The sequence below is a fragment of the Marinobacterium marinum genome (genome assembly GCF_013868415.1).
Classification (GTDB): domain Bacteria; phylum Pseudomonadota; class Gammaproteobacteria; order Pseudomonadales; family Balneatricaceae; genus Marinobacterium; species Marinobacterium marinum.
The window spans coordinates 151,282-169,722 of record NZ_JACEMT010000043.1; the positions used below are offsets into that span (position 1 = coordinate 151,282).

Annotated in this window: 20 protein-coding genes, 5 tRNA genes and 2 riboswitches; of the genes, 19 read left to right on the top strand and 6 right to left on the bottom strand. The window is 53.5% G+C overall.

Annotated elements, in window-relative coordinates:
* Positions 1–388: 388 nt before the first annotated feature.
* The gene (locus H1S06_RS07855; protein WP_181738934.1) at positions 389–1,984 is read right to left on the bottom strand and encodes an inorganic phosphate transporter; all 1,596 of its coding nucleotides are present in this window, start codon (positions 1,982–1,984) and stop codon (positions 389–391) included.
* Between the two features lie 429 nt (positions 1,985–2,413).
* Between H1S06_RS07855 and H1S06_RS07860 the strand changes: the two genes are divergently transcribed.
* On the top strand, positions 2,414–3,703 hold the full coding sequence (locus tag H1S06_RS07860) for a DEAD/DEAH box helicase (protein WP_181738936.1): 1,290 nt from the start codon (positions 2,414–2,416) through the stop codon (positions 3,701–3,703).
* A gap of 64 nt (positions 3,704–3,767) precedes the next feature.
* On the opposite strand, the gene cspE is transcribed toward H1S06_RS07860, so the two are convergent.
* The gene (cspE, locus tag H1S06_RS07865) at positions 3,768–3,974 is read right to left on the bottom strand and encodes a transcription antiterminator/RNA stability regulator CspE (protein ID WP_181738938.1); all 207 of its coding nucleotides are present in this window, start codon (positions 3,972–3,974) and stop codon (positions 3,768–3,770) included.
* A gap of 351 nt (positions 3,975–4,325) precedes the next feature.
* Here cspE and mtnN point away from each other — a divergent pair, with 351 nt between their 5' ends.
* The 11 genes from mtnN (at position 4,326) to H1S06_RS07920 (ending at position 10,847) form a co-directional block, all read left to right on the top strand.
* A complete protein-coding gene (gene mtnN, locus H1S06_RS07870; protein WP_181738940.1) occupies positions 4,326–5,078 on the top strand; it encodes a 5'-methylthioadenosine/S-adenosylhomocysteine nucleosidase in 753 nt (250 codons plus the stop codon).
* A 38-nt stretch (positions 5,079–5,116) separates the two neighbouring features.
* Positions 5,117–6,301, top strand: coding sequence for a pyridoxal-phosphate-dependent aminotransferase family protein (locus tag H1S06_RS07875; RefSeq protein WP_181738942.1), 1,185 nt, complete (start codon positions 5,117–5,119; stop codon positions 6,299–6,301).
* On the top strand, positions 6,298–7,209 hold the full coding sequence (locus H1S06_RS07880) for an NAD(P)-dependent oxidoreductase (protein ID WP_328515323.1): 912 nt from the start codon (positions 6,298–6,300) through the stop codon (positions 7,207–7,209). Before H1S06_RS07875 ends, H1S06_RS07880 begins: the two co-directional genes overlap by 4 nt.
* A gap of 61 nt (positions 7,210–7,270) precedes the next feature.
* Positions 7,271–7,414: a hypothetical protein gene (locus tag H1S06_RS07885; RefSeq protein WP_181738946.1), complete on the top strand. Its 144-nt coding sequence runs from the start codon at positions 7,271–7,273 to the stop codon at positions 7,412–7,414.
* A 62-nt stretch (positions 7,415–7,476) separates the two neighbouring features.
* The gene (locus H1S06_RS07890) at positions 7,477–7,791 is read left to right on the top strand and encodes an excinuclease ABC subunit C (RefSeq protein ID WP_181738948.1); all 315 of its coding nucleotides are present in this window, start codon (positions 7,477–7,479) and stop codon (positions 7,789–7,791) included.
* Positions 7,778–9,637 (top strand): excinuclease ABC subunit UvrC, encoded by a 1,860-nt coding sequence (gene uvrC / locus H1S06_RS07895; protein ID WP_181738950.1) that lies wholly within the window; start codon positions 7,778–7,780, stop codon positions 9,635–9,637. Before H1S06_RS07890 ends, uvrC begins: the two co-directional genes overlap by 14 nt.
* Positions 9,638–9,669: 32 nt before the next feature.
* The gene (pgsA, locus tag H1S06_RS07900; protein ID WP_181738976.1) at positions 9,670–10,218 is read left to right on the top strand and encodes a CDP-diacylglycerol--glycerol-3-phosphate 3-phosphatidyltransferase; all 549 of its coding nucleotides are present in this window, start codon (positions 9,670–9,672) and stop codon (positions 10,216–10,218) included.
* A gap of 98 nt (positions 10,219–10,316) precedes the next feature.
* Positions 10,317–10,392: transfer RNA gene (locus tag H1S06_RS07905), tRNA-Gly, on the top strand.
* Positions 10,393–10,409: 17 nt separating this feature from the next.
* Positions 10,410–10,483, top strand: a tRNA-Cys gene (locus H1S06_RS07910).
* A 197-nt stretch (positions 10,484–10,680) separates the two neighbouring features.
* Positions 10,681–10,756: transfer RNA gene (locus H1S06_RS07915), tRNA-Gly, on the top strand.
* 17 nt (positions 10,757–10,773) lie between these two features.
* Positions 10,774–10,847 (top strand) — tRNA-Cys (locus H1S06_RS07920).
* Positions 10,848–11,013: 166 nt separating this feature from the next.
* On the opposite strand, the gene H1S06_RS15730 is transcribed toward H1S06_RS07920, so the two are convergent.
* The 4 genes from H1S06_RS15730 to gap all read right to left on the bottom strand — a co-directional run bounded on the left by H1S06_RS15730 (position 11,014) and on the right by gap (position 13,434).
* Positions 11,014–11,631, bottom strand: a complete 618-nt coding sequence (locus tag H1S06_RS15730) for a trimeric intracellular cation channel family protein (protein ID WP_181738952.1) — start codon at positions 11,629–11,631, stop codon at positions 11,014–11,016.
* Positions 11,632–11,660: 29 nt separating this feature from the next.
* Positions 11,661–11,762: riboswitch (glycine riboswitch) on the bottom strand.
* A 3-nt stretch (positions 11,763–11,765) separates the two neighbouring features.
* Positions 11,766–11,858, bottom strand: a riboswitch (glycine riboswitch).
* Positions 11,859–11,899: 41 nt separating this feature from the next.
* Positions 11,900–12,139 (bottom strand): H-NS family histone-like protein, encoded by a 240-nt coding sequence (locus tag H1S06_RS07930; protein WP_181738954.1) that lies wholly within the window; start codon positions 12,137–12,139, stop codon positions 11,900–11,902.
* 98 nt (positions 12,140–12,237) lie between these two features.
* Positions 12,238–12,323, bottom strand: a tRNA-Leu gene (locus H1S06_RS07935).
* Between the two features lie 106 nt (positions 12,324–12,429).
* Positions 12,430–13,434, bottom strand: coding sequence for a type I glyceraldehyde-3-phosphate dehydrogenase (gene gap / locus H1S06_RS07940; protein ID WP_181738956.1), 1,005 nt, complete (start codon positions 13,432–13,434; stop codon positions 12,430–12,432).
* A gap of 154 nt (positions 13,435–13,588) precedes the next feature.
* Between gap and H1S06_RS07945 the strand changes: the two genes are divergently transcribed.
* The 7 genes from H1S06_RS07945 to tnpC all read left to right on the top strand — a co-directional run bounded on the left by H1S06_RS07945 (position 13,589) and on the right by tnpC (position 18,411).
* A complete protein-coding gene (locus tag H1S06_RS07945) occupies positions 13,589–14,248 on the top strand; it encodes a DNA-binding protein (protein ID WP_181738958.1) in 660 nt (219 codons plus the stop codon).
* Positions 14,249–14,302: 54 nt separating this feature from the next.
* Positions 14,303–14,740, top strand: coding sequence for a response regulator (locus H1S06_RS07950; RefSeq protein ID WP_181738960.1), 438 nt, complete (start codon positions 14,303–14,305; stop codon positions 14,738–14,740).
* Positions 14,741–14,820: 80 nt separating this feature from the next.
* Entirely contained in the window at positions 14,821–15,492 is a 672-nt protein-coding gene (locus H1S06_RS07955) for a response regulator (RefSeq protein WP_181738962.1), read from the top strand.
* 49 nt (positions 15,493–15,541) lie between these two features.
* Positions 15,542–15,841 (top strand): hypothetical protein, encoded by a 300-nt coding sequence (locus H1S06_RS07960; protein ID WP_181738964.1) that lies wholly within the window; start codon positions 15,542–15,544, stop codon positions 15,839–15,841.
* 152 nt (positions 15,842–15,993) lie between these two features.
* Positions 15,994–16,311 (top strand): IS66 family insertion sequence element accessory protein TnpA, encoded by a 318-nt coding sequence (gene tnpA, locus H1S06_RS07965; protein WP_181736330.1) that lies wholly within the window; start codon positions 15,994–15,996, stop codon positions 16,309–16,311.
* The gene (gene tnpB, locus H1S06_RS07970) at positions 16,311–16,679 is read left to right on the top strand and encodes an IS66 family insertion sequence element accessory protein TnpB (RefSeq protein ID WP_181736331.1); all 369 of its coding nucleotides are present in this window, start codon (positions 16,311–16,313) and stop codon (positions 16,677–16,679) included. Before tnpA ends, tnpB begins: the two co-directional genes overlap by 1 nt.
* Positions 16,680–16,725: 46 nt before the next feature.
* Complete coding sequence (gene tnpC / locus H1S06_RS07975) at positions 16,726–18,411, top strand: IS66 family transposase (protein ID WP_181736332.1); 1,686 nt, start codon at positions 16,726–16,728, stop codon at positions 18,409–18,411.
* Positions 18,412–18,441 lie beyond the last annotated feature (30 nt).

Sequence of the window (18,441 nt, forward strand, 5' to 3'; positions counted from 1 at the left end):
TGCCAAAGTGCTTTAAATCAATCGCTTGCGAGTGTTTTTTGGCGTACTAAGTGTTGTGAAAAGTTACCTTCCGTGCCAGCTGCGGATGCATGGCTGCTACTATTACCGCTACCATAACTGTGACCAAAATGGAGTTCAATTTTCAGGGGGTACTTGATCACCCCATTAAACCCCTTAAGACCCAGGATTAACCGGATTTCTGTATTGAAGGTTTGCCGGGTATGGCGGCGGTAGCTATGGGGCGCTGACATTAGCAGAAGTGCGCCAAGAGTTCACCAGATTGTCCGAACAGCTCCGTTCGGTGGCGTACCCGGAAGGGGGCAGTGTAAACACGGGCCCAATGGTTCAGGCCCGTGTATTTGAGGTGGTTCGGTGTTCAGGTAAAACCTTAAAATACACTGCTCAAAATATAGAAGGTCAGCGCAGATATGACACCGGCGGCTGGAAGTGTGATGATCCAGGCCAGTGCGATGGGCTTCATCAGTGCCCAATTGGTGTTGTGGTTTACCATGCCAACGCCCAGTACGGCACCGATCAGGATGTGCGTGCTTGAAACCGGAAGCCCTAGCAGAGAAGCCATCATGACAACGGCGGCCGCACCCAGTTCGGCCGAAAAGCCGGAGGAGGGGTGCATCTGTGTCAGGTTATGACCAACGGTTTGAATGACCTCTTTACCGATAAACCAGAGACCTGCAACCAGCGCAATGCCAAAGGTAATCATTGCAACGGTAGGCGTTGCAGCGGAAGCGCCAATTTCACCGGTTTTCAATACATCAAGAATGGCGGCAAAAGGGCCGATCGCGTTGGCGATATCGTTGGCGCCGTGACTGAAGGCGAAACCGGCAGCGGTAAATACCTGCATCCAGCTGAACATCAGGAATGTAGACCGGCTCAGCTGGGAGCCCTTGAGGGTTTTGGCAAAAATGAAGGTGGCCATCCAGACGCAGGCTCCGATCATGCCCATGATCAGGAAATTATGCAGCGAGGTCAGGCCGAGTTCCATGTGCTTCAATCCTTTGAACAGCAGCATGGCAGAGATGATCATGGAGCCCAGTGATGCGATCAGCGGCACCCAGTTCTCCAGTGCACGAGTCGCGTATACATTCTGTTTGCGCGACTCTATTTCGTTGAGTTTGCGGTAGTAGTCAGATTCATATTCCTTGGGTACAAAATCGCCGTCGTTGGCAATCTGGGCGTCTCGGGCCAAGGCGTGGGTATAGGCCAGCTGCTGGATCTCGGACAGGCGTTCGAAGGCTTCTTTCTGGCGCTTTTTGTGCAGGATTTTCTCCTCGCGAATCTTGTGCAGCTCCTGTTCGGCCTGCTCATTATAATTCAGGACATACTTTTTGATTGCCCAGAACAGGCCGTAGGCGAGTGCACCGCCCAATACTGGAGAAAGGATCCAGGAAAAGGCGATCTGCCCGATTTTGTTCCACTGCACCAGGGATAATGCCATGTCGCTGCCTCCGACCATGGCGCCGAGCGCTACAGAAGAGCCGACGATGCCGCCGATGATGGAGTGAGTTGTCGAGACGGGCCAGCCCTGCTTGGTGGCAACCAGTAGCCAGGTAGCCGCAGCCAGCAATGCAGACATCATGATGTATACAAATTGCATGGGTTCCACGGCCATGCCGGAGAGGTCGACGATGCCTTTGCGGATTGTCTTGGTAACCTCGCCGCCGGCGATTACGGCACCGCTGACTTCAAATATGGCGGCTACGATCAAGGCCTGCTTGATTGTCAGTGTTCCGGCGCCCACGCTGGTGCCAAAGGAGTTGGCGACATCATTGCCGCCGATGTTGAATGCCATGAACAGGCCAAAGAGGGTGGCCAGAATCAGAAGGAATACGTGGTTATGGTTGGTGTAGCCCAGGGCCCAAATTAAAAAATAGGCACCCGAGGCGATCAGTAAGGCCGCAAAAAAAAGACTGGTCTTGGAAAAGCCCATTGGACTCCCGCTGTGATGGGGGACAGAGGTCGACATGTAGTGCTCCGGAGCAGGTGGGATGAAAATGTTCTGTCACGTAAAGCGTGGCAAAAAGCGCATCGGTGATCAGATTATTCGCTGTTTTATTGCGACAATCGAAGCATCGGCGGGAAAGGAGTCTAGGTATCGAAAATGACGTATTGATGACCTGTTTGGGCAGGAATGCGTTAAAAATCTGAAGTGACAGGAAGTGGGGAATGAATTAAAAATTCATCCGGCTGTCGGAATGAGGGTATTTGTTAGTCTGCATTCAGTATGCTCGGGCTAAAGTGGTTGTATCGGCACGCTGTTGGGGCCCATGAAAAATACCGGGTGTAATAGCGAACCGGGCCTTGCTGCTGTAAGCTTGGTGGTAGCTACGACAACCATGCCGGACCAAGACCTGCACAACGCGGGCTCTTCCTTTCATAATTAAGAGATCATTGAATGAGTTTTGCCTCACTGGGGCTGTCCGCTCCATTGCTCAAGGCTGTTGCCGAACAGCAGTACACAACTCCATCTCCGATTCAGCAGCAAGCTATTCCGGCCGTCTTGTCCGGCCAGGATGTAATGGCTGCAGCGCAGACAGGGACCGGGAAAACAGCAGGCTTTACATTGCCCATACTGGAGCGATTGAGTCAGGGGGCACCTGCCAAGGGTAATCAGGTGCGAGCGCTGGTTCTGACACCAACACGCGAGCTTGCGGCTCAGGTTGCAGAAAGTGTCAGTGTGTACGGGAAACACCTGAAGTTGAAATCTGCCGTGGTCTTTGGCGGCGTCAAAATCAATCCGCAGATGATGAAGCTGAGAGGTGGTGTGGACGTTCTGGTTGCCACGCCGGGGCGTTTGTTGGATCTGTATCAGCAGAATGCAGTACGGTTTGATCGCGTGGAAACCTTTGTTTTGGATGAAGCCGATCGCATGTTGGATATGGGCTTTATCCATGACATTCGCAAAATCATTCAGCTGCTGCCGGCCAAACGTCAGAATCTGATGTTCTCGGCTACGTTCTCGGACCCGATTCGCAAGCTCGCCAAGGGGCTGATTCATGATCCAGTGGAAGTGTCGGTAACGCCGAGTAACAGTACGGCTACCACGGTAGCCCAGCTGATTTATCCGGTTGATAAAAACAGGAAGTCCAAGCTGTTGCTGAAGCTGATAGAGGAGCAGGCTTGGCAGCAGGTCCTGGTGTTCACCAAGACCAAGCATGGCGCCAACCGACTGACTCGCACCCTGGATGAGTCGGGAGTCAGTGCTGCCGCTATTCATGGCAACAAAAGCCAGGGAGCTCGTACCAAGGCGCTGGCCGGCTTCAAAAGCGGTGAAATCAGGGTCCTGGTTGCAACCGATATTGCTGCACGGGGGCTGGATATTGATCAGCTGCCCCAGGTGGTCAACTTTGAGTTACCTAATGTGGCAGAAGACTATGTCCATCGTATAGGGCGTACCGGTCGTGCTGGAGCCAGCGGGCAGGCTGTATCACTTGTCTGCGCTGATGAAAGCGAATTGCTGGCGGGGATTGAACGACTGACACGTCAAACTATTGAGCGACGTATTGTCGAAGGGTTTGAGCCAGTACACCCGATCAAGGATGTTGTGAAGACTCGCCGCAAATCTCGCCCTAAAAATCGTAAGGCGGGTCGGGTAGAGCATAAGGATGGTCAGCGGGCACCAACTGCTGCACGTCCGCGTCAGCAGCGCGCGCGTTCTCAGAGTGCCGGGTCTCAGACAAGCTGATACCGGCATAGAGGCGAAAAAAAAGCGATCATATGATCGCTTTTTTTAAATCGTGTCTCATGTATTACAGAGCAACGATGTTCTCAGCCTGAGGACCTTTCTGGCCCTGAGTAACAGTAAACTGTACTTTCTGGCCTTCCTGCAGGGTTTTGAAACCGCTGCCCTGGATGGCGCTAAAGTGAGCAAAAACGTCCGGGCCGTTTTCCTGTTCGATGAAGCCGAAGCCTTTGGTTTCGTTGAACCATTTTACAGTGCCGGTAGTGGTAGACATGCTATCTTTCCTAAAATCTGAATAATTGCCGGGCGATGCCCGAAAAATGCTCTAAAAGTGATGCGCTATCTACTCTGTAAGGCTCAGGACGAGTCAACGGCTATGCGGGACTTCGAAATGGACGCTGGTAAATATCTTCTTACTTTAAAGCTGGGACTATTCTATAGAGTTAGTAGGAGGAGTCAAACATTATCGCGAGGAATTTCACGGGCAGTGTATGCGGTATGTATTGAGTATTATTAATACATTTCATCTTTATCAGGGCTTTGCTCTAGTGAAAGAATTGCCAATTGACCAGACCGTGGTAGCATGCGTTTTTGCATACAATTACGCCAAAAGTACCGATAACTAATGACAAGAATATCCTCCTTAACTGAACAACTGAAACACCTGGATCGCCAGCCTCGCGTTGCCTTGATAGGGGCCATGGAGCAGGAAGTGGAGCTGCTGAAAAACGGCCTGGAAAATCTGCAGACACAAACGCTTTCCGGCTTTGATTTTTACACAGGCACTCTGAATGGTGTCGAGATTGTCCTGCTCAAGTCCGGTATCGGTAAAGTGAATGCCGCAATCAGTACAACCTTGCTGCTGCAGACTTTTGCACCGGACTGCGTGATCAATACGGGTTCTGCCGGTGGCTTTGATTGTCATTTGAATGTGGGTGATGTCGTTATCTCCGATGAGGTGCGTCATCACGATGTTGATGTCACGGCGTTTGGCTATGAGCATGGGCAGGTGCCAGGTCTGCCTCCGGCATTTATCGCAGACCCTTTGCTGGCCGAGATGGCAGAGGAATGTATAGCGCAGCTGCCGCATACGCATACGGTAAGGGGGCTTATTGCAACGGGTGACAGCTTCATGGACTGCCCTGATCGAGTGGCGCGCACCCGTGAGCTGTTTCCGACCATGCAGGCCGTGGAAATGGAGGCAGCCGCTATTGCTCAGACCTGCTACCGCTTTAATACGCCTTTTATTGTGATTCGCGCGCTGTCGGATATTGCCGGCAAGGAATCCAATCAGTCCTTTCAGCAGTTTCTGGAAACTGCTGCGAAGCACTCGGCACAAATGGTTATGGCCATTGTTCAACGTATTTCAGAACATTAAGTAGACTCTACAACTCATTGTTTTACCAGGAAGTATACATGATCAAGTCTTTTCATCCTCCGCTAAGAACGCTTATGGGCCCCGGTCCTTCTGACGTGCACCCCCGCGTACTTGCTGCCATGGCGCGGCCGACAATCGGTCATCTGGATCCGGCGTTTATCGGGATGATGGATGAAATCAAACAGCTTCTGCAGTATGCCTTGCGCACGGATAATCCGCTCACAATGCCGGTGTCCGCACCGGGGTCGGCAGGCATGGAGGCTTGCTTTGTGAATCTTGTCGAGCCCGGCGACAAGGTCATCGTCTGTCAGAATGGCGTTTTTGGCGGTCGCATGAAAGAAAATGTAGAACGCTTTGGCGGCGTTGCCTTGATGGTTGAGGATGTCTGGGGAACGGCCGTCAGTGTTGACAAGGTTAGAGCCTTGATGGAGCAGCATGATGACATCAAGATACTGGCTTTTGTGCATGCCGAAACCTCTACGGGGGTGTGCTCGGATGCACAGGCGCTGTGTCGTTTGGCGCGTGATTATGGTTGCTTGACAGTCGTGGATGCCGTGACGTCTCTGGGCGGCATTCAGCTGGAAGTGGATCAGTGGGGTATTGATGCGCTGTACTCCGGGACCCAGAAGTGCCTGTCGGCCCCGCCGGGGATATCGCCGGTTACATTCAGTGAGCGCGCCTTGAGCAAGGTCGGCAAGCGTACCAACCGGATTCCCAGCTGGTTCCTGGATAAGACACTGGTGATGGGTTACTGGGGAGAGGGGCAGCAGCGGGCCTATCATCATACGGCTCCGGTTAATGCGCTTTATGGCCTGCATGAGGCTCTGGTCATGCTACAGGAAGAGGGTATCGAAAATGCCTGGCAGCGACATGCGCTGCATCATCAAGCGCTGCGGGACGGCTTGGAGGCCATGGGGCTGAAGATGTCCGTAGCGGCCGATATTCGTCTCCCTCAGTTGAACTCGGTCAGCATTCCTGAAGGCGTGCGTGAGGCGGAGGTCCGCGGTCATCTGCTGGATGCTTATGGTCTGGAGATCGGTGCCGGTCTGGGCGCGCTGGCAGGCAAGGTATGGCGTATCGGCCTGATGGGAACGTCCTGTACGCGGCGTCATGTCATGCTATGCCTGGATGCGCTGGAAAATACTTTGATTGAACAGGGGGCTGATGTTGCCAGTGGTCGCGCTGCGGTAGCGGCTGCCGCCGTATATGCCGGTGCCAAATAAAGCATAATAAGAAGTCGGTTTGCAGGAGGTTGCGTATGGCTAAGGTTGCATTTATCGGTTTGGGGGTTATGGGATTCCCAATGGCCGGACATCTGGCACGTGCCGGACATGAGGTATGTGTTTACAACCGTACACATGAAAAAGCGCAGCGTTGGGTGCAAGAGCATGCCGGGGCCTTGGCGGCAACACCTGCAGACGCAGCTCAGGGTGCCGACTTCGTCTTTACCTGTGTCGGCAATGATGGTGATTTACTGGAAGTAACCAACAGTCCGCAGGGTGTGCTTGCCGGCATGAAAAGCGGGAGTTTGCTGATTGATCATACGACGGCTTCTGCCGATGTGGCACGCACGCTTGACAGCTTGTCCCGTGACCGGGGAATCGGTTTTCTGGATGCGCCAGTATCCGGAGGGCAGGCGGGTGCTGAAGGCGGTGTTTTGAGCATCATGATTGGTGGTGCGGATGTCGATTACCAGCGAGCGGCCCCCGTGCTTGAGGCTTATGCGCGGTCGCAGAAGCTGCTCGGGCCTGCAGGTAGTGGCCAGCTGGCAAAAATGGTCAATCAGATCGCTATTGCCGGGCTGGTTCAGGGTCTGGCTGAAGCGGTTCATTTTGTACAGCGTTCGGGCCTGGACGGGGAGGCAGTGTTTGATGTGATTCAGCATGGTGCTGCAGGCTCCTGGCAGATGGTCAATCGACATCAAACCATGTTGGAAAACAAGTATGACTTTGGCTTTGCGGTTGACTGGATGCGCAAGGATCTCCAAATCGCATTGAACGAGGCGCGCAACAATGGTGCCCGGTTGCCCGTGACCGCGCTGGTGGATCAGTTTTACGCGGATGTTCAAGCGGAAGGCGGTGGTCGTCTGGATACTTCCAGTCTTTTGAAAAGGCTTGAGAAAGAGGGGTAAAGCTCCGATAATGCTGCCTTTTGTGTATCCTGATTAGAATGATTACAACAGAGGTAGTTCTATGTTTGATATCGACAAGTACAGCATGATCTCTTTTGCTCCCAGCGTCCTGATTGTTGCTGCCATGCTCGTAATCAGTTTCTTCGGCCTGCGTTTCATGAAGCGTGAGATTGCCAAGGATGCCGCCAAGGCGGAGCAGAAGTAAGTGTGTCCCGTGCCGGAGCCTGCTCCGGCATGTATTTTGTACTATCGCGCTCAGGAGTAGTTATGACAGTGAATAGCCGATCCAGACTGGGGTCTGCCGCTCAATATGCTGAAAAGGAGCGCCACCCTCTGCTGTCGGATAACGATATCAATACCATTCTCGTCAATGGTGCCCAAATCTCGTTGAGCAAGCTCAAGCGTGCACAGTCATTTGATGCGAGGCTGTATTATTACGCGGAAATCGGTGTGTACCTGGAAGTATCCTTGTCCCGCGGCGCCGGGATTCTGGATGCCACGCGTGAGCAGTTGCAGCGCATTCATACGGAAGCTACGCACCTGCATATGGATGCCAACAAGACCCTGAATGCCGTGGGTTGAACCGCGCAACCAAGCTGCTTTTGTGACTGAATTCGATAGTAAAGCATTCCTGCAGGGGCTGACTCGCCGTCCGGGCATTTATCAGATGTACGGCGAGGCCGACGATATTTTGTATGTCGGGAAGGCCAAAAATCTGCGCAATCGTGTCAGCAGTTATTTCCGCTCCAGTGGCTTAAGCGCCAAAACCCAGGCTTTGGTCGCGCGGATTCGGCGCATAGAAGTCACGGTGACCGGCAGCGAAACCGAAGCCTTGCTGCTGGAGCAAAACCTGATCAAGCAGCAGCGCCCGCCGTACAATATTCTGCTGCGGGATGACAAATCCTACCCCTATATATTTGTTTCCGATCGGGACAACTATCCGGCTATCCGTTTTTTGCGCGGTTCCGGGCGTAAAAAAGGGCGCTATTTTGGCCCCTACCCCAGTTCGGGAGCGGTGCGTGAAAGTCTTAATCTGTTGCAGAAAATCTTCCGCATCCGCCAGTGCGAAGACAGCTTTTTCCGGAACCGCTCACGCCCCTGTCTGCAGTATCAGATCAAGCGTTGTACAGCCCCTTGTGTCGATCTTATCCCGGAGCATGAATATCGCCAGGATGTGAATAACGCCATGCTGTTTCTGGAGGGGCGGAGTCGGGATATTCTGGAGTCATTGGCAACAGAGATGGATGATGCCTCGCAGCGTCTGGAGTTTGAACGAGCGGCCAGATTGCGAGATCAGATCAGCGTCCTGCGGCAGGTGCAGGAGCAGCAGTACGTCTCCGGCCAGGCGGGGGATGCGGATGTCTTTGGCTGTGCTGTACAGCCGGGCGGAGTTTCAGTGCACGCGCTTTTTGTACGTGACGGGCGTGTCATTGGCAGCAAGGCTTACCATCCCAGGGTTTCCATTGAAGACTCGGCGGAAGAGGTGCTGGCTGCCTTTGTCGCGCAGTATTACCTGTCAGGCCCAAGGGAAATTCCGCCTGTAGTGATTACCGCCGTGGCAATCCCTGATGCTGAATGTGTCAGGGAGGCGCTGGAGCACAAGCGAGGCCGGAAGGTGGCGATTCAGCACAGCGTGCGTGCCGAGCGTGCGGGGTGGCAGCGGCTGGCTCAGAGTAACGCCGAACAGCAGCTCAGCAGCTATCTGGCCAGCAAGCAGAATGTGTATAACCGTTTCCTGAGCTTGCAGGAGGCGCTTTCTCTGGACTATGTCCCTGCACGGCTGGAGTGTTTTGATATCAGTCACAGCTCAGGGGAAGCAACCGTTGCTTCCTGTGTTGTATTTGATCGAGAAGGACCTAAAAAGTCAGACTATCGTCGCTTCAATATTGAGGGTATTACGCCGGGAGATGATTATGCAGCCATGCATCAAGCTCTGACGCGGCGTTATACTAGGGTCAAGAAAGGGGAGGGTGCTCTGCCCGATCTGTTGGTTATCGATGGTGGTAAGGGGCAGGTCGCCCAAGCGCTGGCGGTGCTTGAGGAGTTACAAATCACGGAAGTAACCGTTATCGGTGTAGCCAAGGGGCCTACCCGAAAGGCGGGCTTCGAGATGCTGGTGATGGGCAATACCGGTGAGGAGAGTATTCTTGCCTCGGATTCGCCGGCCTTGCACCTGTTGCAGCATATTCGAGATGAGTCGCACAGGTTTGCGATTGCGGGGCATCGAGCCCAGCGAGGCAAGGCGCGGCGCAAGTCGAAATTGGAGGAGATCCCTGGCGTAGGTCCCAAGCGCCGGCGAGAGCTGCTTCGTCACTTTGGCGGATTCGCTGAAGTGGAACGTGCCAGTATTGAAGAAATTGCCAAAGTCTCTAGTATAAGCCGGACGTTAGCGCAGGAAATATATGCAGCGCTCCATCCTGAAAGTTGACCAAGATGTAACGGGATCCTCTTTTGCACACAATCAAAATACCCAATCTGCTTACGCTGCTGCGTATCATCCTGATACCGGTTTTCCTGCTGGTGTATTACTTGCCCTATGAATGGGCGCCCTGGTTGGCGTCCGGGATCTTTGGTTTGGCCGCTGTTACCGACTGGTTTGATGGGTATCTGGCGCGCCGCCTGGATCAGAGTTCTCCGTTTGGTGCTTTTCTGGACCCGGTAGCCGATAAGTTGATGGTTGCTGCAGCCTTGGTGCTCCTGGTCGAGGCGTTTGCTTCGCCGCTGATAACGGTCCCGGCCGTGATCATCATTGGGCGAGAAATCGTGATTTCTGCCTTGAGGGAGTGGATGGCCGAACTGGGCAAACGTGCAAGCGTGGCCGTTTCATCCATCGGTAAAATCAAAACGGCTTTGCAGATGCTGTCGATCCTGATCCTGATTGCGGCCCCCTTGTATTCGGCTTTATCCTGGGCGGGCGTCGTGGCCTTGTATGGTGCAGCAATACTCACGCTCTGGTCGATGTTGTTATATTTGCGTGCGGCATGGCCCTATCTGAGCGAAGATATTTAGCCTAAGTGGTTAATTTTTAAGCAGTTTATGGGTTATTTATTTGAAAAAGTATTGACACTCAGAGCTGCTTCTATATAATACGCTTCATTGTTGAGGACGCGGGAATAGCTCAGTTGGTAGAGCACAACCTTGCCAAGGTTGGGGTCGCGAGTTCGAGTCTCGTTTCCCGCTCCAATTCTCAACAATTGTGAGGCTGGATGGCAGAGTGGTCATGCAGCGGACTGCAACTCCGTGTACGCCGGTTCGATTCCGACTCCAGCCTCCATTCACTCCTTGAAGTATTCTTGTTATTTTCCAACTCTATCTACACTCTTCAAGCATGCGTATCGTGTATCTAATGGGTATCCATTTGGATCAGATGTTGCCGTTTGTGCGGACAGGGTTCGGTTATCTGCTTGATAACACAATATTTTTATTGACACCCTTGGTGAAATCATTATAATTCTCGCCACTGTTGAGGATGCGGGAATAGCTCAGTTGGTAGAGCACAACCTTGCCAAGGTTGGGGTCGCGAGTTCGAGTCTCGTTTCCCGCTCCAATTCTCAACATTTGTGAGGCTGGATGGCAGAGTGGTCATGCAGCGGACTGCAACTCCGTGTACGCCGGTTCGATTCCGACTCCAGCCTCCATTCACTCCATAAGTGCCCATCCCTTATTTGCTTAACCTCATTCCGCTTTGTCAGGCTATCTTTAAACTCAATAAAGATATTCCATGTCAATGCTCGCCAGCAATCTTTGTGAAGCATCAAAAAAGGGCGCCCTTGAGCACCCCTTTCCACATGTTGCGTTTTATATCTATTTCCAGCGATCAGGCTCGTAGTGAAAGGTGGGGAGTGACCAGTGCCAGTATATGGCAGCCAATCGTACGCTCAGCCCCAGAGCAAAGGATGCGATTAAATTAAGATCCTGGTCGACTCCCATGGAGTTGAGTTGCAGGTAGAACAAGGCCACGAGCAGAGAAACGCTGGCATACAGCTCATGTCTGAATACGACTGGAACGCGCTGGCAGAGAATGTCACGGAGAATGCCACCGAATATTCCGGTGATCATGCCTGCCATGACAACAACGGCGATATTGTATTCAAGTGCGAGTGCAACATTGCAGCCGATGATTGTGAAGGCAATCAGGCCCATTGCATCAAGCAGCAGAAACAACTTGTGCAGGTGGTGCATGAAGCGGGCGATCACAATGGTCAGCAAGCCGGCCGATACAGTGAGGTAGATGTAGGAGGGGTGTTGGGTCCAGGAGACGGGGAAATTGCCCAGCAGGATGTCGCGTATGGTCCCACCGCCAAGTGCGGTAATAAACGCGATGACACCTACGCCGAAAATGTCCATGTTGCGCCGCCCTGCGGCCAGGGCGCCAGACATGCCTTCAGCAATGATGGCGATAATATAGATATAAGTGAGCACGAAGATACCTCCCTTTCGGGGTCGGTTTCGTCTCTCCCTCTGTCCCGGTTACCTGAGAGTTTGTGCGGCCAAGGCCGCTTTGCCCCTTCGGTGGGTTGGTCATTAGCCAACCTCTCTCCAGTCGACGCTTATGGATTGAGTTCGCAGTACATGTGCCTGAGCGATTATGGGAGTTTGCGCCTTCGGCGGGACCGGTACGTCATGATCCTCTCTCCTGCGAGGGCGGGATTATAGTCGCAAAGGCCATTTTGACCAATAGATAAAAAGTTTAGGTGCGGCGCTTGATATCTTTCATGAGTCCGCTGAGGTCGAGGCCTGTATTGGCAGCGAGTGCGTCCAGATCGTGGTAGGAAGGAGGGTGTTTGGAGCGGGTCTTTTGCTGCTGTGTCTGTTTTTCCCGTTCTTCCTGCTGTTGCTTGAGAAGGGCTTCGAGTTTGAGCTTGATGCTTTCTAATTGCTCGAGTTCTAGGCTCATCAAGAAAGCATGGATATCAGCACTATCGGTCATGTGTGTGAACCTGGTGGCAGGTTATTGGCAATAAAGATAGATACAAAAACACTTATAGCATTACCGGCTAAATAGCGTTATCTGTGTTGAATATATATTGGTGCCCGGAACCGGACTCGAACCGGTACAGCCAAAGGCCGAGGGATTTTAAATCCCTTGTGTCTACCAATTTCACCATCCGGGCGGAAGGGGGCTCATAAAAAGCAGGTAAGCTTTTTAATCAATGTGTTAAGCGCGCATTCTGACTTTTCGGTAACGGAAAGTCAATGGAAAATGCGCGCTTTTGTCAGTTACAACCGTGCCATGCAGGCCGCGGTATCCAGCATTCTGTTCGAAAACCCCCATTCATTGTCATACCAGGCAAAGACCTTGACCATCGATCCATTTACATGGGTTTGCAGACCGTCGAATATGCAAGAAGCGCTGTGGTGATTGAAATCCACGGAGACCAGAGGCGTTTCATTATATTCGATAATATTACGCATTCGGTCTTCAGCGGCACCTTTCGCAAGTTCATTCACTTCGTTGACCGATGTTTCTCGTCCGGCAGTAAAGGTCAGATCGACCAGTGAGACGTTGGCTGTAGGTACTCGCACCGCCAGGCCAGAAAGACGGCCGTCCAGTTCAGGCAGTACCAGGCCAACCGCCTTGGCGGCTCCGGTTTTGGTTGGGATCATCGAAAGCGCAGCGGCTCGCGCGCGGTACAGATCCGTATGATAAACGTCTGTCAGGTGCTGGTCATTGGTATAAGCGTGAATCGTTGTCATCAGCCCTTGTGTAATGCCGATGCTGTCATTCAGCACCTTGGCCATGGGTGCCAGGCAGTTCGTGGTGCAAGAAGCGTTTGAAACAATCCGGTCTTCTGCCGTCAGCGTGGTTTCGTTGACGCCATAGACAATAGTGGCATCTGCCTCTTTTGCCGGGGCTGAAACCAGAACCTTGCGCGCGCCTTGCTGCAAATGGACTGCGGCCTGTTCACGAGTGGTAAATCGACCGGTGCACTCAAGCACTATATCAACATTGAGATCACGCCAGGGCAGGGCGTGAGGGTCGGGTTCCTGTAACAGCGGAATTCGGTAGTCGCCGACAGAAAGGTGGCCATCGTCCGTGCTCACGGGCCACATGAAGCGTCCATGGACCGAGTCGAACTGGGTCAGGTGGGCGCTAATAGCACCATCGCCCAGGTCGTTAATGGCGACAATCTCAAATTCATCCTGACGCCCGCTTTCAAACAGGGCGCGCAAAATATTGCGGCCGATACGGCCATAACCGTTAATTGCGATTTTAATCGGCATCTGCATTCTCCTTTGCCACTTTACCGTCATATTAGATGAAAACGGATCTCAGGGAAGCCTTTCTGGGAAGATGGCTTGCGTGAAAGTAAAATCAAGCGTTTAATGCAGCAATAACGGCGTTTAATACATATCATTAATACATATTGAGTACCGTATGGTCAAAAAGAGCGATACACACAGCCGTGCCATCGAGATCGCCGATAGTCTGCTGGAAAAAGGCATCCGACCTACGCAACAGAATGTTCGAGAGCAACTAGGTACCGGTAGCCTGACGACCATCAATCGCGCTTTGAATGATTGGTGGCATACTCTCGCGGAGCGTGTACAGCGGCGCAACGAGCACCCCGAGCTGCCTGAACCGGTTGTGCAGCTGGCTAACCAGACATGGAATCGAGCATTGGCGTATGCCGAGCATCGTTTCAATCAACAGCGTGCTGAAATCGAGCAGCAGCAGGCCCAGCTGCAACAAGCTGTAGAGGCTCAACGCAGCGGGGGTGAGGCAGCCATGCTGGACGCCCAGAAGCAAAACGCTCGGCTTCTGGAGCGCTGTGAGCGCCTGGGCGATGAAAAGCATGTTCTGGAAAAACGCATTCTGGAGCTTGAAGAACAAAATATCCGTTTGGGTATCGAGCGCGATCGTGCTGCGCACGAGGTTAAGCAGTTGCAGGTGCTTGGCAATCATCAGGAAGGACATGATGAAGCCATGATCGAGCTGCGCGTGCGTGTACGCATACAGGAAGAAGAATTGCAGCGACTGAGGCGACAAAACGACCTGCTGAGCAAGGAAAATGCGCTCCTCAAAGCCAAGGGCTAATGTAACATTATTTTAATGTAAAACTTCTCTTTTATTCTATAAGGTTATGTTTTTATGGAGTTTTATATAGAGCATGATACCAATATAAAGGACGTGACAGAACGCCTCAAAGCTTGCAGCGACGGCGATGTCATCAGTTGTACTGATGCTCAGCTGTTTGATGCCGCCAAGGCGGTTCTGATACGTGAAAAGCTGCCAGGGTTGACCATTCAGCTGTTGGACACCTCGGACTACGTCCTGCGCTCCGTGACCAGTCGCAGGCGCAGTGATACGACCCCGTCGGATCAGTTCAATGACCGCCAGGAAGCAGTGCTTAAAGCGCTGGAAAAGGTCTTGGCGCATTGCGAGAAGGAAGGGATACATCTGGTTGGTTTCAGCGACGACCTCGTGGCCATCCCGGCTCATCTTGATGATGGCAGCGGACTGTCAGCCGAAGCCGTCGATCTGAATACATCGGGCGTTTATCGCGGCGCCGAATATCAACACGACTAGACCAAAGATTAAGGTGGCCTGAATGAGGAGTTCATGTCAATCTGGTAACCTCTCTATTGTCTAGCACAAGAGGCCTCAATATGAGCAATAAAATCCGTATCCTGCTGGTAGACGACCACTCCATCGTGAGGGCCGGCTTTCAGCACATGCTGCTCAAGGAGGCGGATATGGAAATTGTTGCAGAAGCCGAAAACGGTAGTCAGGCGGTTGATCTCTATCGCAACATCAAACCGGATGTAGTTGTCATGGACTTGGCCATGCCTATTGATCAGGATACATCCGAAGCCTCGTCGACCACGGGTATGGATGCGATCAAGCGCATCATGCTGCACGACCCCGAAGCACACATATTGGTCCTGACCATTTGGGAGGCCAGCCCCTATCCCTTGCGGGTCGCGGAGGCGGGCGTAAAAGGCTACGTCACCAAACGCTGTGCTCAAAACGAACTGGTCCATGCCGTGCGTGAAGTCTATGCCGGCCGCAAGTACTTTTCACCTTCGGTCAGTGCGCAGATCGTACAGGATGCCGAAAGCGGGGAAGAGTGCTCTCCCATTTCTCAATTGACACGTCGCGAGCTGGAAATTTTCACCCTGCTGGCCGAAGGGCACAGCGTTAATACCATTGCCGACACCGTCTTTTTGAGCCCCAAAACCGTGCATGCTCATCGTGCCAATATTCTGCGCAAACTCAATCTGAGTAACGGCTCCGAGATCATCCGCCTGGCCCTGCGTAACGGCATCATTCAAGCCTGACAGCTTGCATCGGCTATACTGCAATAAGGTCTGTGCACAGGAATATTTCATGTCTGTCATTGACCCTGATGACGCTGTCGACATCGGGGCAGAAAGCGTATTGGAATCCCGCCAGCTATGGATGGCGATTCCGGTTGGAAGTCTTGTCCAGCTTGAGGCCGACCTGTTTGCAGGCACCCATAAAATCTTGTCGCGTGGACGCCTGTACGAAGTCCTTGCCAAAACCGACCGCTCGCCGGGTGGCCAGATGTTTGTGGTTCAGTCAGAGTTGACGCGAGAACTGATTGAGCTGCACCCCGGGTTGATCTGCAACTACCTGGATGGACCCGGCATTGTGCATCGGGTTTAGAGGCTTGCACTGAAGGCGACAGGTATCACCACAATCCAGCGCCAGGTGTTATGCATACTGGTAAACTGGTAAGCGCCCTTAAATCAGCACCTTTTTTCCAGCCACTGACCGCCGCACACTGATTCCATCGTCACCTACGCGAGGAATCCAGCATGAACTCAGCCGAGCGCACACACTACTGGCAACAGCACATTGAACACTGGCGTGATACCGGGCTATCCGGTGCTGCTTTCTGCAAACAGCAGTCACTGTCCTATCACCAGTTTGTCTATTGGCGCCGCAAGCTCGAAGGTACAGATGATGCGACCGATACCGAGCGTACACCAACATCCGGCTTTGCTCGCGTCACCCAGGTGGCCGCTTCACCGCTATCGGATGATCTGACCCTGAAGCTTCCCGGCGGCATGGCCATTACAGGGCTGCATGCCGGTAATGTCGACCTGCTCGGCGCGATCCTGAGGCAGCTCTGATGAAACCGCGGTATCTTCGTCCCTCTCGGTCCATGCCCGAGATCTATCTGTACCGTGAGCCCATTGATTTTCGCAAGCAGGCCAATGGTCTGGCGGTGCTGATTGAACAGGAGTTGGGACAGAACCCCTTCACCGGTGCGCTGTATGCCTTCACCAACCGACAGCGTAACAAGATCAAGTGCCTGATGTGGGAGGACAACGGCTTTATCCTCTATTACAAGGCGCTGGCCGAAGAGAAATTCAAGTGGCCGAGCCCGGCTGATGAGCTCATGCCGTTGACCGGCGAGCAGATCAACTGGCTGCTCGATGGCTATGATATCAGCCTGCTGCAAGGCCATAAAACCTTGCAGTATGAGGCCGTTGGATAGCCGGTTTTGGGTGCTTCAACTGGCTGTTTTTGATATAATTTTGCCCATGAAAACACAGCCCGAAACCACCTCAAAGACGCCTGATATCAGCAGTTTATCGACCGCTGACTTGCTGTCGATGGTGGCCGGGCTGCAGCAGCAACTGGCCTCGAAAGAGGATGAGCTTGAACGGCAAAACCAAGTGCTTGAGCAGCGGGATCAGGCCGTCAAAGCGCGTGACCGGCAACTCCAGCAGCGCGAGCAATACATCCTGTTGCTGGAAGAGATGCTGCGCTTGCAACGCATCCAGCGGTTCGCGGCCAGCAGTGAGAAAACGGCCCACCAGATCCACCTCTTCGATGAGTCCGAACTGGAAGCCGAGATCGATCAGCTGCGGGATCAGCTCCCGGACGATATTGAAGCCGCTGAAGGTGATACCCCTGCTGTCACGCCTGCACCCAAGCGCCGTCAGCGCGGCTTCTCCGATCACCTGCTGCGTGAGCGTATCGAGCTGCAGCTGAGTGATGAAGAGAAGGCCGGGGCGGTCAAAACCTTCTTCACCAAGGTCAAGGAAGAGCTGGACTATATCCCCGCCCAGCTCAAAGTACTGGAATACTGGCAGGAAAAAGCGGTGTTCGAGGAGAACGGCGACGAGCGTATCCTGGCCGCGGCTCGCCCGACACACCCGCTGGGCAAATGCATCGCCACCCCGGCCCTGCTGGCCTACCTGATCACCTCCAAATATGCCGATGGTCTGCCGTTGTATCGGCAAGAGCAGATGTTCAAGCGTCTGGGCCATGAGCTGTGCCGCACCCGCATGGCGCACTGGATCATCCGTCTGGATGAGGTGTTCAAACCCCTGATCAACCTGATGCGGGAAGCGCAGAACAGTGCGGCCTACCTGCAGGCTGACGAAACCCGGATCCAGGTACTCAAAGAGGATGGCAAAGCCGCCCAATCCGATAAATGGATGTGGGTGACCCGTGGCGGACCACCGGGCCAACCTTCCGTCCTGTTCGCCTATGATCCCTCTCGAAGTGGAGCGGTGCCCGTGCGCCTGCTTGATGACTTCAAGGGTGTGCTGCAGGCGGATGGTTACTCCGGTTATGCGCCGATCTGTTCAGCCAATGAGCTGACCCGTATCGGCTGCTGGGATCACGCCCGCCGTAAGTTTATCGAAGCGACCAAAGGGGCCAAGCCGGCGGGTAAAGGCAAACAGACCAAGCTGTCCAAAGCGGATGTGGCACTTGGCCACATCAACAAGCTGTATGCCATCGAGCGTCAGATCAAGGACCTGAACCCTAACGAACGCTACCGGATCCGTCAGGAGCTGAGCCTCCCCAAACTGGAAGTGTTCAAGTCTTGGCTGGATGCGAACGTGGGGCGTGTGATGAAAGGCGGGCTAACTCGCAAAGCGATGGAATACACCCTGAACCAGTGGCCCACCCTGATCGGCTACTGTAAGCGGGGTGACCTGCATATCAGCAACGTACTGGCCGAGAATGCCATCCGCCCGTTCGCCGTGGGGCGCAAGGCCTGGTTGTTCGCGGATACTCCGCAGGGCGCTCACGCCAGTGCCACCTGTTACTCCCTGATCGAAACGGCCAAAGCCAACGACCTGGAACCCTCGGCGTACATCCGGCATGTGCTGGAGCGCATCGCCGATGCTGACACCCTGGAAAAGCTGGAGCGACTGCTGCCCTGGAATGTTGAGCTGGAACGTACTTCAAAAAAAGTGGCGCAGTACAGTTAAGGGCAAGTGGGTCGTTTTAACGGCGGATAC

Excerpts from the sequence above, each read along its gene's own strand:
- H1S06_RS07855 (WP_181738934.1), bottom strand. The coding sequence starts at position 1,984 with ATGTCGACCTCTGTCCCCCATCACAGCGGGAGTCCAATGGGCTTTTCC.
- H1S06_RS07860 (WP_181738936.1), top strand. The coding sequence starts at position 2,414 with ATGAGTTTTGCCTCACTGGGGCTGTCCGCTCCATTGCTCAAGGCTGTT.
- cspE (WP_181738938.1), bottom strand. The coding sequence starts at position 3,974 with ATGTCTACCACTACCGGCACTGTAAAATGGTTCAACGAAACCAAAGGC.
- mtnN (WP_181738940.1), top strand. The coding sequence starts at position 4,326 with ATGACAAGAATATCCTCCTTAACTGAACAACTGAAACACCTGGATCGC.
- H1S06_RS07875 (WP_181738942.1), top strand. The coding sequence starts at position 5,117 with ATGATCAAGTCTTTTCATCCTCCGCTAAGAACGCTTATGGGCCCCGGT.
- H1S06_RS07885 (WP_181738946.1), top strand. The coding sequence starts at position 7,271 with ATGTTTGATATCGACAAGTACAGCATGATCTCTTTTGCTCCCAGCGTC.
- H1S06_RS07890 (WP_181738948.1), top strand. The coding sequence starts at position 7,477 with ATGACAGTGAATAGCCGATCCAGACTGGGGTCTGCCGCTCAATATGCT.
- uvrC (WP_181738950.1), top strand. The coding sequence starts at position 7,778 with ATGCCGTGGGTTGAACCGCGCAACCAAGCTGCTTTTGTGACTGAATTC.
- H1S06_RS07930 (WP_181738954.1), bottom strand. The coding sequence starts at position 12,139 with ATGACCGATAGTGCTGATATCCATGCTTTCTTGATGAGCCTAGAACTC.
- gap (WP_181738956.1), bottom strand. The coding sequence starts at position 13,434 with ATGCCGATTAAAATCGCAATTAACGGTTATGGCCGTATCGGCCGCAAT.
- H1S06_RS07945 (WP_181738958.1), top strand. The coding sequence starts at position 13,589 with ATGGTCAAAAAGAGCGATACACACAGCCGTGCCATCGAGATCGCCGAT.
- H1S06_RS07950 (WP_181738960.1), top strand. The coding sequence starts at position 14,303 with ATGGAGTTTTATATAGAGCATGATACCAATATAAAGGACGTGACAGAA.
- H1S06_RS07955 (WP_181738962.1), top strand. The coding sequence starts at position 14,821 with ATGAGCAATAAAATCCGTATCCTGCTGGTAGACGACCACTCCATCGTG.
- H1S06_RS07960 (WP_181738964.1), top strand. The coding sequence starts at position 15,542 with ATGTCTGTCATTGACCCTGATGACGCTGTCGACATCGGGGCAGAAAGC.
- tnpA (WP_181736330.1), top strand. The coding sequence starts at position 15,994 with ATGAACTCAGCCGAGCGCACACACTACTGGCAACAGCACATTGAACAC.
- tnpB (WP_181736331.1), top strand. The coding sequence starts at position 16,311 with ATGAAACCGCGGTATCTTCGTCCCTCTCGGTCCATGCCCGAGATCTAT.
- tnpC (WP_181736332.1), top strand. The coding sequence starts at position 16,726 with ATGAAAACACAGCCCGAAACCACCTCAAAGACGCCTGATATCAGCAGT.